Source organism: Metapseudomonas phytobenefica, assembly GCF_043392685.1.
Taxonomy (GTDB): Bacteria; Pseudomonadota; Gammaproteobacteria; order Pseudomonadales; family Pseudomonadaceae; genus Metapseudomonas.
Genome location: NZ_JBHZGM010000003.1, coordinates 107808 through 122592 on the forward strand (window position 1 = coordinate 107808; position 14785 = coordinate 122592).

Genomic DNA, 14785 nt, shown 5'->3' on the forward strand with positions numbered 1-14785 from the left:
CGAACCGTGATTGACCTGAATCCGATCCAACCCATCTGCATCGCCGGCGAGTGGCGCCTGGGCGGCGGCGACCTCTACCAGAGCCTCTACCCGGCTACCGGCGAAGCCATCGCCCGTCTGCACGCCGCCAGCCTGGACGACGTGGAAGAAGCCATCCAGGGCGCCCACCGCGCCTTCCGCGAAAGCGGCTGGGCCCAGCGCAAACCCCATGAGCGCGCTGCCGTGCTCTACCGCATCGCCGCGCTGATCCGTGAACGCAGCGAAGAGCTGGCGCAGCTGCAGCGTCTGGACAACGGCAAACCGATCAAGGAAACCCGCAACCTGGTGGCCAGCGCCGCCGCCACCTTCCAATTCTTCGCCGCCGCCTGCGAGACCCTGGAGGAAACCATCACCCCGTCGCGCGGCGACTTCGTCACCATGAGCCTGTACGAGCCCATGGGTGTGGTGGCCGCCATCACCCCCTGGAACTCGCCCATCGCCTCCGAGGCGCAGAAGCTCGCCCCGGCCCTGGCCGCCGGCAACGCGGTGGTGGTCAAGCCGGCGGAGATCACCCCGCTGGCGGCTTTGGCCCTGGCGCGCATCTGTGATGAGGCCGGCTTGCCGCGCGGTCTGGTCAGCGTGCTGCCGGGCAAGGGCTCGCTGATCGGCGACGCCTTGACCCGCCACCCGCTGATCAAGCGCGTGTCCTTTACCGGCGGCACCAGCACCGGCAAGCACATCGCGCGTATCGCCGCCGACAAGATGATGCCGGTGTCCATGGAACTGGGCGGCAAGTCGCCGACCATGGTGCTGGCTGATGCCGATCTGGACCACGCGGTGGCCGGTGTGCTCTACGGCATCTTCAGCTCCAGCGGCGAGTCCTGCATCGCCGGCTCGCGGCTGTTCGTCGCCCGCGAGCACTACGAGGAGTTCATGGAGCGCCTGGCCCATGGCGCCGCCGCCCTGCGCATTGGCGACCCGGCCGACGAGCGCACCCAGATGGGGCCGTTGATCAGCGCCCGCCATCGCGAGTCGGTGGAGCGTTACGTCGAGATGGGCGTGGCCGAAGGCGGCCGCCTGCGCACCGGCGGCGTGCGCCCCCATGGCGAAGCCTTCGACCGTGGCTACTTCTACACCCCGACCATCATCGAAGGCCTTTCCAACAACGCCCGCCTGTGCCAGGAGGAAGTCTTCGGCCCGGTGCTGGTGGCCATGCCCTTCGACAGCGAAGAGGCCCTGGTCGAAGAGGCCAACGACAGCTGCTACGCGCTCGCCGCCGGCATCTGGACCCGCGACTTCCAGCGCGCCTGGAAGCTCGGTCGCGCGGTTCAGGCCGGCACCGTGTGGATCAACACCTACAAGCAGTTCTCCATCTCCACCCCCTTCGGCGGCTGGCGCGACAGCGGCCTGGGCCGGGAGAAGGGGCGCCTGGGGATTCTCCAGTACATGGAGCAGAAGAGCCTCTACTGGGGCCTGAACGAACAGCCGCTGGCCTGGGCCGGCAGCCACTGATGAGGAAGACGCGATGAGCGTATTGGGAATCGACGAAATCACCTACGGCGTGGAAGACCTGGCCACCAGTGCCCGCTTCTTTGCCGACTGGGGCCTGAAGCAAGTGGAGGCGAGTGACGACCAGGTGGTCTTCGAAAGCCTCAACGGCTGCCGCGTGATTGTCGCGGCCCTGGACAAGCCCGGCCTGCCGCCGGCCATCGAGGCCGGCTCCACCCTGCGCGAAGTGGTCTGGGGCGTGGAGAGTGAGGCGGACCTCAAACTGTATGCCGAGCGCATCGCGGGCGACCCCGGCTTCATCGAGGGCGAGGGCCGCATCGGCTGCCTTGATCCCAACGGACTGGCGGTGCGCCTGCAGGTCACTCGCAAGCGCGATATCCAGGTCCAGTGCGGCCAGTCCAACACCTGGCAGTTCAAGGGCCGGATCAACCAGGCCAGTCCGATCTACGAGCGCGCCCAGCCGATCGAAGTCGGCCACGTGGTGTTCTTCGTCAAGGACGTGAACACCTGCGAGCGCTTTTATAGCGAGCGCTTCGGCTTCGTCTGCTCCGACCGCTACCCGGGCCGGGGCGCCTTCATGCGCTGCGCGGAGGAGGGCGGCCACCACGACCTGTTCATGCTGCAACTGCCGCAACCGCGGGCCGGCCTCAACCATGTGGCCTTCACCGTGCGCGACATCCACGAAGTGTTCGGCGGTGGCATGCACATCTCCCGCTGCGGCTGGGACACCGAGATCGGCCCGGGCCGTCACCCGGTGTCATCGGCCTACTTCTGGTACTTCAGGAACCCCGCCGGTGCCCTGGTGGAGTACTACGCCGACGAGGATCAGCTGACCGGCCAATGGCAGCCCCGTGAATTCGAGCCCGGTCCTACGGTGTTCGCCGAGTGGGCCATCGCCGGCGGTCTGGACGGCAACACCCGGCGGCAGAAGAACGTCGAGGCGCCGCAAGGCAAGTTCCTCACCGACAAGCCCAAGCGCTGAGGCGACCATGAGCGAGACGCTGCTGCTGACTGTGCTGCTCCGGCACGACCAGTCGAAGAACCTCGAAGAAATCCAGGCCCACATGAAGGCCATGGACTGGTGGGAGCGATTCCCCGGCGAGGGCGTCGAGATCGTCTCCTGGACCGTCGCCATGGGCCTGGGGCAGATCGTCACCCTGCGCCTGCCGCCGGCCCTGCTGCCACGTATCAACGTCGAACTGGAGCGCTCCGCCTGGGGCGTGTTCCGCACCGAGTATTACCCGACCTACGACTTCGTCCCGGTTCGCGAAACCATCCGCGAACGGGTCCGCAATGGAGGCCAATGAAATGCAAGACCGTTATCTGGAACCCCATCAGGCGCGCACCCGCGAGCCGAATTCTTTCGAGAACCTGCTCGGCGACTCCATCGAGCGTGCCTACGCCGCCGGCATTCACGATCTCCCGGGGTTGCTGGGCTACCTCAACCAGGCCGGCCCCACCTGCCCGGGCGGCGGTCCCTGGAGCGAGGATGCCTACAAGACCCTGATGGCCCGCCTGGGCGAATGAATTACCCCGAGAGGAACCTGCTATGAGCACCGTGGACCCTGTTGAACAACTCCTCGCCAATGGCCTGAAGAACCTCTGGTACCCGATCTGCCCGGTCGGCTTCATCCAGGACAAGCCGGTGTCCCTGCACCGCCTGGGCTACAAACTGGCCCTCTGGCGCGACACCGACGGCAGCCTGCACGCGCTCGAAGACCACTGCCCGCACCGTGGCGCGCCGCTGTCGCGCGGGGTGAACCTGGGCGACCGCCTGCAATGCCCCTACCACGGCGTGGAAGTGCGCTGCGACGGCGTCACTACCCGCGTGCCCGGCAGCCCCGGCTGCAAGCTGGAAGGCAGTCAGGCCACTCGTTACTTCCACGTCACCGAGGCGGCCGGTGCGGTCTGGCTGTACAACTCGGCGGGCAACGTCGACGCGGCGCCGCCGCTGGTACTGCCGGAGCAACTGACCGACCCCGAGTTCTCCCACTTCCTCTGCTACACCGAGTGGCGCGGCGACTACCGCTACGTGCTGGACAACGTCATGGACCCCATGCACGGCACCTACCTGCACAAGCAGTCCCATTCCATGTCCGAAGGCGAGAGCCAGGCCAAGTTCGTCACCCGCGACACCGACACCGGCTTCATCTTCGAGAAGGAAGGCCAGCGCGGGGTGAACTTCGACTGGACCGAGTGGGCTGACACCGGTGTGCACTGGATGCGCCTGGAAATCCCCTATCCGAAGACCGGTGGTCCGGGCGGCAACTTCCACATCGTCGGCAGCTACACGCCCATCTCCCGCGAGCTGTGCGCCGTCTTCCACTGGCGTTGCCGTCCCCTCACCGGCTGGCAGCGCGACACCTGGCGTTTCCTCTACAAGAACCGCCTGGAAGCGCGCCACTGGGCGGTGCTGGAGCAGGACCGCGAAATCCTCGAGTTCATGGACCCGGACGCCAACCAGCGGGAGAACCTCTACCAGCATGACCTCGGCCTGGTGCGCCTGCGCCGCCACATGAAGAACCTGGCCAAGGCCCAGCTGGAACTGATCGAGGCCAAGCAGCTGTGACCCCGGTCCGTCGCATCCGCGCCGTCGGCGCGCCCGACCTGGGCACCGCCAGTTGGTCCAACGCCCTGCTGGTGGGGCAGGAGCTGGTGATGTCCGGCATGACCGGGCACCCTGCCACCCGTCAGGCCGCCGAACGCGGCGCGCCGCTCGACGCCCATGCCCAGACCCTGGTGGTGCTGGGCAAGGTCAAGGCGTTGCTGGAGGCGGCAGGAGGGCATATCGGCAACATCTACAAGCTCAACGTCTATGTCACCCGCATCGCCGACAAGGACGAGGTTGGGCGCGCGCGGCGCGATTTTTTCGCCGGACAGGGCACTTTTCCCGCCTCCACCCTGGTGGAGGTGAGCGGTCTGGTGTTCCCCGAACTGCTGGTGGAGATCGACGCCTGGGCGCGTCTGGACATCGACCTGGCGAACTGCGACGAAGCCTGAAAACAGAGGTAGAAAGATGACTCACAACAACACACTGACGGCCTTCGTCCACACCCTGCGCTTCGAAGCGGAAGGCATCATCAGTGTCGAGCTGCGGCCCTACGGTGACCAGGTATTCCCCGCCTTCACCGCCGGCGCCCATATCGACCTGCACCTGGGCAACGGCCTGGTGCGCAGCTACTCCCTGCTCAACTCCCCCGAGGACAGTGGCCGCTATGTGGTCGGCATCCTCCGCGACCGCAACAGCCGTGGCGGCTCCGCCTACGTGCACCAGAACCTGCGGGTGGGCATGCAGCTGCAGATCTCCCCGCCGCGCAACCTGTTCCAGCTGGACGAAAGCGCCGAGCACAGCGTGCTGGTGGCCGGCGGTATCGGCGTGACGCCGATCTACTGCATGCTCAACCGACTGTGCGCCCTGGGCAAATCGGTGGAAATGCTCTACTGCGCACGTTCCCGCAAGGAGGCTGCCTTCGTCGAGGAGCTGGCCGCCAGCGGCGCCAATATCAAGCTGCACTTCGACGACGAGAGCGGCGGCCCCATCGACCTCAAGGCCTTCCTCGCCGCGCGGCCGTCCACGGCGCATTTCTACTGCTGCGGCCCAACGCCAATGATCGACGCCTTCGAGAACCTCTGCGAAAGCCTCGGCCATCCGAACGTACATATCGAACGCTTCGCCGCAGCGGCCCCGCCTGCAGCGGCGCCCCAGGGCAGCTACGAGGTGAAGCTGGCGCGCAGCAACAAGAGCATCGAAGTACCGAGCGGAAAATCCCTGCTGGATGCGCTGCTGGAGTCCGGTATCGAAGTTGACTGCAGCTGCCGCGAAGGCGTCTGCGGCGCCTGCGAGACCCGCGTGCTGGAAGGCGAACCCGAGCACCGCGACGGCGTGTTGACCAAGGCCGAGAAGGCGGCGAACCAGACCATGATGGTCTGCGTATCCGGCTGCAAGGGCTCGCGGCTGGTGCTGGACCTCTGATCCCCTGTTGTTCCTTTGCTCACCATTTGACCGGCGCTCGTGACGCCGGTTTTTTTTGCCCGTGGGAAATTCCTCGGACATGTAACCCGGATGATATTCGGCGAATTCTGCCAAGCCGTTACCGGATTTCATCCGGCTACGGACTGCGAAATGTCAGTGACTATCAAGTCATGTTTCCGGTGTGAAACGACAAAACTCACCGTCAAGTGTCACCGTGAGTATTCCGTGCACACACTTCGTATGCTTTCGTTACCCCGGAAATGTCGGGTTTCAAGGGTGATACAAAAGCCCATGTTCTATATATAAACAATTGAATTTAAGGGGTTTTTAAAGTTAATGCCTGTTCGCGATGCAGTGGCATGGTTCATGCTCAAAACAACGTATCGCAGGTGAAACAAAGATGCGATCAAGTTGTCCGCTCGGCAGTTTCGCCGGGTAACAGTTGAACAGGCAAATGGAAGGGCCGAAAACAATTAAAGAGCAATAAGCGAGGCGCCTTTTTCTTCTCGATAATGCAACTTTCAAGTTGTTCGAGAGGTTCAGGTGGCGAGTCTCGCTTTGCTCAAGAACTCTGCCTTTGCGAACTAGCAGATGAGGTCTTGATGAAAAAGTACGTGCTGTCCATTGGTCTTGCGCTTTGCACCCATTCCATACTGGCCGACCAGTCCGCCGGGCCGGCGGCACCCACGGCACCGGTCGCCGCACAGCCCAAGCCGTTTCCCCATATCGGCCTGCGCAGCGACGACGGCAAGAGCTCCCTGGATATCGGTGGTGCCCTGCGCATGAACTACCGCTACGAAGACTGGGACACCACCGAGAACAACGGCCGCTTCCTCTTCGATACCTTCCGCCTGGACGTGCAGGCCACCCACCACAACTTCTTCTCTGACCTGGGCTACTGGTTCCAGGATGATGGCAAACAGTCCATCGACCGTGGTTACATCGGCTACAAGTTCAACGACACCTCCAGTCTGCAACTGGGCGCACCCTTCAAGCCCTTCGGCCTGGAGCCCTATCCGCAGTTCGGCTGGAGCTACCACATCCCGTTCTTCCTGGGGTACGGCGTCAATGCCGGTACCGGCGTCAAGTACATCTACAAGGATGCCGACTGGAATATCCAGGCCGGCTACTTCCCGCGCATGTTACCCAGCGACCTGCGCTATTCCCCCGAAGTGGGACGTTTCTCCGACCTGAACGACAATGCCATCCCGGCCATCCACTCGCGTCAGGACAACGAGAAGCGTGACCAGGTGAACCTGCGGGTGGCGCGCAACTTCGCCGGTGACGGCTGGAAGACCGAGGTGGGGGGCTCGTTGGCAGCGGCACGCCTGCACAACGCCACTACCGGTGACGATGGCGACTACTGGGCCGGTGGCTTACACGCGGTGATCAACAGCGGCAACTGGACGGTGACCACCCAGGGCATCCGCTACGAGTTCGATCCGAAGAACCCGGCCGGGGTCAGCGACGACGCCATTCTTATGGGTACCAATGGCCTGACGCCGGCCTTCCTGATCGCCTCCGAAGCCACCGTGGCGTCCTTCAACGTCGCCTACGACGTACCGACGCCGAACATGGGCATGCTGAAGAAGCTGCGCTTCTATAACGACTACAGCCGCATGTTCAAGGACAAGAGCGGCTGGGACGACTCGCAGATGTACACCGCCGGTGTGCAGTTCATCGCCATGCCGATCATGGGCTGGCTGGACTTCACCTGGGGCCGTAACGCCAACCCCTACGGCGGCGCCGAGAGCGGCACCGGCTTCACCAGCACCACCTCCTCGCGCAGCGACGAGTGGATTTTCCGCACCAACCTGAACATCGGTTACTACTTCTGAAGGCGGTGTTTCCCAGGGGCCGCTGCGCGGCCCTTGGCGAATGAATTCGCCCCTACAGGGTTGCGCAGTCGCTGGACGCAGGCACGAACAGCCCCCTCTCCCTTCAGGGAGAGGGTTGGGGGAGAGGGACCTTTGCAGGTCAGCCACGAATGAATTCGCTCCCCCAGGAGCAAACAAAAAGCCCCGCATCGCGGGGCTTTCGGGCAAGGCGCCGATTACAGGTCGAAGTCGTAATCGGAAAGCTGCTTCTGCAAACGCCGTTCTTCGAGGTAGTTGTCGATGATGCGGCGTTTGGTCAGGTTGGCCTTGGCGGCTTCTACCGGGGTTTCCGCCTCTTCGGCATCTTCGGTAACGAATTCTTCTTCGAGCTCGATATCGTCTTTGGCTGTGCTCATAGGGTCACTCCACAAAGCGGGGCGCTATTGGCGCACCTTATAACCACAAAGCCAGGGTCGGTAAAAAAGATTTTTTCAATCGGATTCTTGAGCGAATTAATAGGCTATCAATCGTCCGAAGTCTTCGCCTTGTACTCGCACAGATCCTCGATGCGACACGCGCCGCAGCGAGGTTTGCGGGCCACGCAAACGTAGCGTCCATGCAGGATCAGCCAGTGGTGAGCGTCCAGCAGGAATTCTTTTGGCACGAATTTCAGCAGCTTCTTTTCCACCTCCAGCACGTTCTTGCCGGGGGCGATGCCGGTACGGTTGCTCACCCGGAAGATATGCGTATCCACCGCCATGGTGGGCTGGCGAAAGGCCGTGTTGAGCACCACGTTGGCGGTCTTGCGTCCGACGCCGGGCAGGGCTTCGAGGTCCTCGCGATTGTCCGGCACTTGGCTGCCGTGCTTCTCGATGAGGATGCGGCAGGTCTCGATGACGTTTTTGGCCTTGCTGTTGTACAGGCCGATGGTCTTGATGTACTCCGACAGGCCATCGACGCCGAGGGCGTATATGGCTTCCGGGGTGTTGGCCACTGGGTAGAGCCTGGCCGTGGCCTTGTTCACGCCGACGTCCGTGGCCTGGGCAGAGAGGATCACCGCGATCAGCAGCTCGAAGGGCGTGCTGTAGGCCAGTTCGGTGGTGGGGTTGGGGTCGTCGTCGTGGAGGCGGCGGAAGATTTCGTAGCGTTTCGCGGCATTCATCAGGAATCAGTGGTCCGGTTGGTCAAGTGGCGCAGCAACGCCAATAGCGTACCCAGCAGGATAAAGGCTCCGGGCGCGACGGCGAACAGGGGAATGCCGTCGGCACCGAATTGCAGGCGCCAGCCCTGGGCGACGGGACCCAGCAGCCAGTCGAAGTGGGCGAACAGGCTGGCGTGGCCGAGCACTTCCCGCAGCGCGCCCAGCAGAACGGCGAGCAACGCGAACGCCAGCCCGGCGCCGAAACCGTCGAGCCTACCCGTGGACTCGCTTGCGGCCAGTTGCAGGCAGGGCAATACCAGCAGGTAGAGGTAAGGGCCCAGGGCGCGGTGCAGTTCGAAGGCACCGGCTTGCAGCAGCAGGCTCGCGAAGCTCGCTAGCAGCGCAGAGAGCAGCAGGGCGCCAAGCCAATAGCCTGCGCCTTCCAGGTGACGGCGCAGGGCTGGCAGGGCAACGCCGAACAGCAGCAGCACGGGCAACGCAGTGATGGCCAGGCCAAGCCCCTTCACCAGCAGGTCGGTGGCTCCCAGCAGCAGGGCCAGGCCCATCAAGTCGAAGTGACAGGGTCTCATGGCACTTTCTCCCCGAGCAGCAACAGACGGTGGCTGTCGAAGAACTGCAGCGCGTGCTGGGTGGTGCTGACCACGGCGCGGGAGGTGATGGTGGCACCGGCTATTTCATCGAACTCGCCCTTGTCGGCTTTCACCCGCCACTCTGCCTCGGGGTGGCTGGCCAGGGAGGCGCCGGTGAATATCCGCAGCCAGGCGCTGCGGTCTGGCTCGATGCGGTCGCCGATGCCAGGCGTTTCGCGATGGCCCAGTACCTTGGTGGCCAGCAGCCGTCCGTCCGGGCGAATGGCCAGCAACAGGCGGATCGGGCCTTCGTAGCCCTTGGCGGTGGCCGGCAGCAGCACGGCCACTGGCGTCCCTTCGCGGGTGGCCAGCCAGGCTTGCGTCGGGGCGGGGCTGCCCAGCAATTCGCTATCCGGCAGGGCGATGGGCTGGGCGAGGGGATGGTTGTCGTAGCTGCCTGGGGGAAGCAGGTCGAGCAGCGCGCGCTCATCGGCGGCCTGGCGTTCGGCATCGATGCGTCCGGCGAGGAGCTGGTCGGCGGCGATCAGCACCGTGAGGCTAAAGGCCGCCAGCGCGACCAGGATGGCCAGGCCGCGGCCTTTCATGGCTGTGCCTCCGCATTGCGTGGGGCGTAGCGGTCAATGGTGGGCACCAGCAGGTTCATCAGCAGGATGGCGAAGGCCATGCCATCGGCGTAGCCGCCCCAGGTGCGGATCATGTAGACCAGCAGTCCGGCGCCGACGCCGAAGATCAGGCGGCCACGGTCGCTGCCAGCGCCGGACACGGGCTCGGTGGCGATGAAGAAGGCGCCGAGCATGGTGGCGCCGCTGAACAGGTGGAACAGCGGCGAGCCGTTGGAGTCCGAACCGCTGCCGTTCCAGCACAACAGGCTGATGACGAAGAGGCCGGCGAGCAGGCCGACCGGCGCGTGCCAGCGGATCACCTTGCGCTGCAGCAGCAACAGGCCGCCTAGCAGGAACGCCAGGTTGACCCATTCCGCACCGCGCCCGCCGACGCTGCCGAAGGCGGCGTGGCCGGCGAAAAGTTCGTCGATGGTCAGGCGGTCGTTGTGCTTGAGGCTGTCCAGCGCTGTGGCCTGGCTCCAGCCGTCCAGCAGCCCGCCACCGACGCCCAGCACCTGTTGCAGGGATTCGCCGAGGCCGGGGTGCTGGCCCGGTGTGGGCCACTGGTTGAAGTGGGCGGGGAAGGCCACCAGTACCAGGGCGTAGCCCAGCATGGCCGGATTGAACGGGTTCTGCCCGAAGCCACCGAACACTGCCTTGCCGAACAGCAGGGCGAAGGCGCAGGCGCTGGCGGTCAGCCACCAGGGCGAGTAGGGCGGCAGGGCCAGCGCGAGCAGCACGGCACTGACCAGGGCGCTGCCTTCACCCAGCAAAGGCTGGTTGAGGAGCGACGACGCAGGCAGGGCGGGCTGCTGGCGCAGGCGGCGCACCAGGGCTTCGCAGGCGAGGGCGACCGGCAGGGCCACCAGCAATTGCAGCAGGCTGCCCCAGCCGTATTGCCAGAACAGTGCGAGCAGGCCCGGCAGGCAGGCGACCAGCACCAGTTGCATGCTGGGGCGCGGGTCGAAGGCCGGGCGCGTGGTCATGGCCGGACCCGCAGGCAAACGCAGGGGCGCTGTTCAGGGCTGCTCATTGAGGTTTCGCTCAGCCCGGGCCAGCCGTTCGCGGGCTCGGGCCAGGAGTGCCGGGTCGGCGTTGGCCTGGCGTTCCAGCTTGCTGACCTCGGCTCGGGCGTAGGCCAGTTCGGTTTTCAGCGCACGCACGGCCGGGTCCACGGGGCGCTTGTCGATGCGCTGCAGGTTCGGCGGCTGCTTGCCGGAGGCGTCCTCGGCGGCGTGCAGCGCGGCCTCGGCGTCGCTCAGCGCCTGGCGCAACGGCGCCAGTTCCGCTTCACTGGCGCCGCGCTGTTCGGCGCCCCTGAGCTCCGCACGGCGGTTGACGAGGGCGACTTTGGCCTGCTTGAGGCGCGCTTCACCTTCAGTGACCACGGGCGCGGCCGGGGTGCCTTGAGCGGCGTCCAGACGTTGCTGTGCCTGCTCCACGGCGGCGCGCAGTTCAGCCAACTGCGCCTGCTGCTCGGCAGTGGGGGATTCGCCGAAGGCCTTCTCGGCCTTGCTCAGCTGGGCGCGGCTCATGGCGGCGGCGATCTTCGCCTGCTTGAGGGCCGCTTCGTCCACCTGCGCGGGCGGGGCTGCCATGGCGGCCTGGAGCGCTGCCTGGGCCTTGTCGTTGGCCGCGCGCAGTTCGGCAACCAGGGCCTGGAGATCGGAGGTTCCATATACCTCCAGCTGCGCCTCGGCCTTCTTCAATGCCACCTGGGCCATGGCGGCTTCGATCTTCAGGCGCTTCTGCTGGTCGCTCAGGCTCGGGGTGGCGGCCTTCTGCGCCTTCACCCGTTCGATGGCTGCCTGCACGGCGTCCTGCGGCGCAGCGGCGGTGTTCTGCTGGGCCTGGGCCGCGCGGGCAGCACGGGCTTCACGTTCGGCCTGGCGGCGGGCTTCCTCGCGCGCGAGCCGCGCATTGCGGAATTCGAAACGCTCGCGGAACTGGTCGGCGCGCTGGCGCTGGGCGCTGGCGGCCGGTTCGGCAAGGGGCAGGATGTCGATGCAATCCACCGGACAGGGCGCCACGCAGAGTTCGCAGCCGGTGCATTCGGCGGTGATCACGGTGTGCATCTGCTTGGCCGCGCCGACGATGGCATCCACCGGGCAGGCCTGGATGCATTTGGTGCAGCCGATGCATTCGGCTTCGCGGATGAAGGCGATCTGCGGCGGCACCGGGCCGTTGGGCGCATCCAGGGGCAGCGGCTGGACCTTCAGCAGGTCGGCCAGGGCGATGATGGTGGAGGTGCCGCCGGGCGGGCACTTGTTGATCGCCTCGCCCTGGGCGATGCCTTCGGCGTAGGGCCTGCAGCCAGGGTGGCCGCACTTGCCGCACTGGGTCTGGGGCAACAGCGCGTCGATGCGCTGGATCAGACTGGCCTGGTTCATTGCGCCCCCATGCCATTGAAACCGAGGAAGGCCAGGCCCATCAGGCCGGCGCAGATCAGCAGCATCGGGGCGCCACGGAAGACGGCGGGCACTTTGGCTTCATCCACTTGTTGCAAGAGGTCGTCGAACAGGGTCAGCACCAGCCAGAAACCGACGCCACCGCCAAGGCCCAGGCCGAGGGCCGAACCGAAGCCTCCGGCAGTGCCGATCAGCATGGCGCCCAGGGCCGCACCGTTGGCCAGCAGCAGGGGCCAGAGGCCATCCCGCGACAGGTTCGGGCGCACGCGGGCCAGCCCTTCCAGGCATAGCCAGGCAAGGGGCGCCAGCAACGGCAGGAAGAGGAACAGGCGCAGCGATTCGAGCCCCAGCGGGGCCAGCACCAGCTGTTCGAGCAGCCAGGCGATGGGCGTGGCCAGCGCGATCAGCGCACCGCCGGTCAGGGCCAGGGCACGGCTGTGCGGCTGACGCAGGCTGTCGGCGCCCAGGGGCAGGCCGAGAAGGAGGTTGTTGACCAGAGCCGCGCCGAGCAGGGCGAAGATGAAGTCGGTCATAGGGCGTGGCGTCGCCAGGCTGAAAAATGGGCCGCGTATTATCCGGGATGCAGCCGGAGCGGTACAGGGGCGCGGCCGCGATGGCCAGCGCCCTGCTACAAGGCTAGCTCAGGTCCATGCGGATTCGGCAGAAGCAAAAACGCCCGCAGATGCGGGCGTTTTCGAGGCGGTGCGTTACCTGACGCGCTGGCCGGGCTTGGCGCCGCTGTCGGGGCTGAGCAGGTAGATTTCCTCACCGCCGGGGCCGGCGGCCAGGACCATGCCTTCGGAAACGCCGAACTTCATCTTGCGCGCCGCCAGGTTGGCGACGTACAGGGTCAGGCGGCCTTCCAGCTTGCTCGGGTCCGGGTAGGCGCTCTTGATGCCGGAGAAGACGTTGCGCTTGGCATCGCCGATGTCCAGGGTAAGGCGCAGCAGCTTGTCGGCGCCTTCAACGAACTCGGCCTTCTCGATCAGCGCGATGCGCAGGTCGACGGCGGCGAAGGTATCGAAGGCGATTTCCGCTGCCAGCGGGTCCTTCTCCAGCTCGCCGTTGCCCTTGGGCGAGGAGGCGGCGGCCAGATCTTCCTTGGAAGCGGCGATCATGGCTTCGATTTTTGCAGGCTCGATGCGGGTCATCAGCGGGCTGAAGGTGTTCAGTTGGTGGTCGGCCAGCAGCACCTTGTGGTCGTCCCAGCTCAGCGGGCCGACATTGAGGAACTGCTCGGCGGCGGCAGCCAGTTGTGGCAGCACGGGCTTGAGGAAGATCACCAACTGGCGGAACAGGTTCACGCCGGCGGCGCAGACGGCCTGTACCTCAGCCTGCTTGCCTTCCTGCTTGGCCAGGGCCCAGGGCGCCTTGTCAGCGATCCAGGCGTTGGCGCGGTCGGCGAGCGCCATGATTTCGCGCATGGCGCGGGCGAAGTCACGGTTCTCATAGGCTTCGGTGATGCTCGGGACGGCCGCGGCGAAGTCGGCGAACAGTTCCGGCGCGGCATTCTCGGCCACCAGCTTGCCGGCGTTGCCCTTGTGGATGAAACCGGCGCAGCGGCTGGCGATGTTGACCACCTTGCCCACCAGGTCGGAGTTCACCTTCTGCACGAAGTCCTCGAGGTTCAGGTCGAGGTCGTCGACGCTGCGGCTCAGCTTGGACGCGTAGTAGTAGCGCAGGTATTCCGGCTGCAGGTGCTCCAGGTAGGTGCGTGCCTTGATGAAGGTACCGCGGGACTTGGACATCTTCTGGCCGTTCACGGTCAGGTAGCCGTGCACGTTCAGTGCGGTGGGCTTGCGGTAGCCGGCGCCTTCGAGCATGGCGGGCCAGAACAGGGCGTGGAAGTTGACGATGTCCTTGCCGATGAAGTGATACAGCTCGGCCTTGGAGTCCTTGTTCCAGAAGGCGTCGAAGTCCAGTTCCGGACGACGTGCGCAGAGGTTCTGGAAGCTGGCCATGTAGCCGATGGGCGCGTCCAGCCAGACGTAGAAGTACTTGCCGGGCGCGTCCGGGATCTCGAAGCCGAAGTAGGGGGCATCACGGCTGATATCCCATTCCTGCAGGCCGGCATCCAGCCATTCGGCGATCTTGTTGGCCACCGACTCCTGCAGGGCGCCGCTGCGGGTCCACTCTTTCAGCATGGCGTCGAAGTTCGGCAGCTTGAAGAAGTAGTGCAGGGATTCCTTGAGCACCGGCGTAGCGCCGGAGATGGCGGACTTCGGGTTCTTCAGTTCGGTGGGTGAATAGGTCGCGCCGCAGGATTCGCAGTTGTCGCCGTACTGGTCTTCGGTGCCGCACTTCGGGCAGGTGCCCTTGATGAAGCGGTCGGCCAGGAACATTTCCTTTTCCGGGTCGTAGTACTGGGTCACCGGACGGGTGCCGATGTGGCCGGCGTCGCGCAGCCTGGTGTAGATGCTGCTGGACAGGACGCGGTTCTCTTCCGAATGGGTGGAGTGGTAGTTGTCGAAGTCCACCAGGAAGTCGGCGAAGTCGGCGGTGTGCTCGGCGCGGACGTTGTCGATCAGTTGCTCGGAGGTGATGCCCTCCTTCTCGGCGCGCAGCATGATCGCCGAACCGTGGGCGTCGTCGGCGCAGACGTAGACAGCCTGGTTGCCTCGCATCTTCTGGAAGCGCACCCAGATATCGGTCTGGATGTATTCGACCATATGCCCGAGGTGGATGGACCCGTTGGCATAGGGAAGGGCGCTTGTCACAAGGATTTTGCGGGGCTCGGTCATGGTG

At 65.3% G+C, this 14785-nt stretch carries 16 protein-coding genes; 8 read left to right on the forward strand and 8 right to left on the reverse strand.

What is annotated here, in order from left to right; genetic code table 11:
* Positions 1–6 precede the first annotated feature (6 nt).
* From ACFW0B_RS03850 to ACFW0B_RS03885, 8 genes are all read left to right on the forward strand, one after another.
* On the forward strand, positions 7–1491 hold the full coding sequence (locus tag ACFW0B_RS03850; protein ID WP_449146630.1) for an aldehyde dehydrogenase: 1485 nt from the start codon (positions 7–9) through the stop codon (positions 1489–1491).
* Between the two features lie 13 nt (positions 1492–1504).
* Positions 1505–2470, forward strand: a complete 966-nt coding sequence (locus ACFW0B_RS03855; protein WP_449146631.1) for a VOC family protein — start codon at positions 1505–1507, stop codon at positions 2468–2470.
* A 7-nt stretch (positions 2471–2477) separates the two neighbouring features.
* Positions 2478–2795 carry a hypothetical protein gene (locus tag ACFW0B_RS03860; RefSeq protein ID WP_449146632.1) on the forward strand — a complete coding sequence of 106 codons (318 nt, stop codon included), beginning with the start codon at positions 2478–2480 and terminating at the stop codon, positions 2793–2795.
* 1 nt (position 2796) lies between these two features.
* Positions 2797–3015 carry a recombinase-like helix-turn-helix domain-containing protein gene (locus ACFW0B_RS03865; protein ID WP_449146633.1) on the forward strand — a complete coding sequence of 73 codons (219 nt, stop codon included), beginning with the start codon at positions 2797–2799 and terminating at the stop codon, positions 3013–3015.
* A gap of 22 nt (positions 3016–3037) precedes the next feature.
* Positions 3038–4057: a Rieske 2Fe-2S domain-containing protein gene (locus ACFW0B_RS03870; RefSeq protein ID WP_449146634.1), complete on the forward strand. Its 1020-nt coding sequence runs from the start codon at positions 3038–3040 to the stop codon at positions 4055–4057.
* Positions 4054–4488, forward strand: a complete 435-nt coding sequence (locus tag ACFW0B_RS03875; protein WP_449146635.1) for a RidA family protein — start codon at positions 4054–4056, stop codon at positions 4486–4488. The genes ACFW0B_RS03870 and ACFW0B_RS03875 overlap by 4 nt, the downstream gene beginning before the upstream one ends.
* Positions 4489–4504: 16 nt before the next feature.
* A complete protein-coding gene (locus ACFW0B_RS03880) occupies positions 4505–5461 on the forward strand; it encodes a PDR/VanB family oxidoreductase (protein WP_449146636.1) in 957 nt (318 codons plus the stop codon).
* Between the two features lie 602 nt (positions 5462–6063).
* Positions 6064–7299: a hypothetical protein gene (locus ACFW0B_RS03885; protein ID WP_449146637.1), complete on the forward strand. Its 1236-nt coding sequence runs from the start codon at positions 6064–6066 to the stop codon at positions 7297–7299.
* A gap of 215 nt (positions 7300–7514) precedes the next feature.
* On the opposite strand, the gene ACFW0B_RS03890 is transcribed toward ACFW0B_RS03885, so the two are convergent.
* The 8 genes from ACFW0B_RS03890 to metG form a co-directional block, all read right to left on the reverse strand.
* Positions 7515–7694 (reverse strand): PA3496 family putative envelope integrity protein, encoded by a 180-nt coding sequence (locus ACFW0B_RS03890; RefSeq protein WP_449146638.1) that lies wholly within the window; start codon positions 7692–7694, stop codon positions 7515–7517.
* A gap of 107 nt (positions 7695–7801) precedes the next feature.
* Complete coding sequence (gene nth / locus ACFW0B_RS03895) at positions 7802–8440, reverse strand: endonuclease III (protein WP_449146639.1); 639 nt, start codon at positions 8438–8440, stop codon at positions 7802–7804.
* Complete coding sequence (locus ACFW0B_RS03900) at positions 8440–9009, reverse strand: Rnf-Nqr domain containing protein (RefSeq protein WP_449146640.1); 570 nt, start codon at positions 9007–9009, stop codon at positions 8440–8442. The genes nth and ACFW0B_RS03900 overlap by 1 nt, the downstream gene beginning before the upstream one ends.
* Positions 9006–9614: an RnfABCDGE type electron transport complex subunit G gene (locus ACFW0B_RS03905; RefSeq protein ID WP_449146641.1), complete on the reverse strand. Its 609-nt coding sequence runs from the start codon at positions 9612–9614 to the stop codon at positions 9006–9008. The genes ACFW0B_RS03900 and ACFW0B_RS03905 overlap by 4 nt, the downstream gene beginning before the upstream one ends.
* Positions 9611–10618: an RnfABCDGE type electron transport complex subunit D gene (locus ACFW0B_RS03910; protein ID WP_449146642.1), complete on the reverse strand. Its 1008-nt coding sequence runs from the start codon at positions 10616–10618 to the stop codon at positions 9611–9613. The genes ACFW0B_RS03905 and ACFW0B_RS03910 overlap by 4 nt, the downstream gene beginning before the upstream one ends.
* 33 nt (positions 10619–10651) lie before the next feature.
* Positions 10652–12022, reverse strand: a complete 1371-nt coding sequence (gene rsxB / locus ACFW0B_RS03915) for an electron transport complex subunit RsxB (RefSeq protein ID WP_449146643.1) — start codon at positions 12020–12022, stop codon at positions 10652–10654.
* Positions 12019–12573: an Rnf-Nqr domain containing protein gene (locus ACFW0B_RS03920; protein WP_449146644.1), complete on the reverse strand. Its 555-nt coding sequence runs from the start codon at positions 12571–12573 to the stop codon at positions 12019–12021. The genes rsxB and ACFW0B_RS03920 overlap by 4 nt, the downstream gene beginning before the upstream one ends.
* Positions 12574–12747: 174 nt before the next feature.
* On the reverse strand, positions 12748–14781 hold the full coding sequence (gene metG, locus ACFW0B_RS03925) for a methionine--tRNA ligase (protein WP_449146645.1): 2034 nt from the start codon (positions 14779–14781) through the stop codon (positions 12748–12750).
* Positions 14782–14785 lie beyond the last annotated feature (4 nt).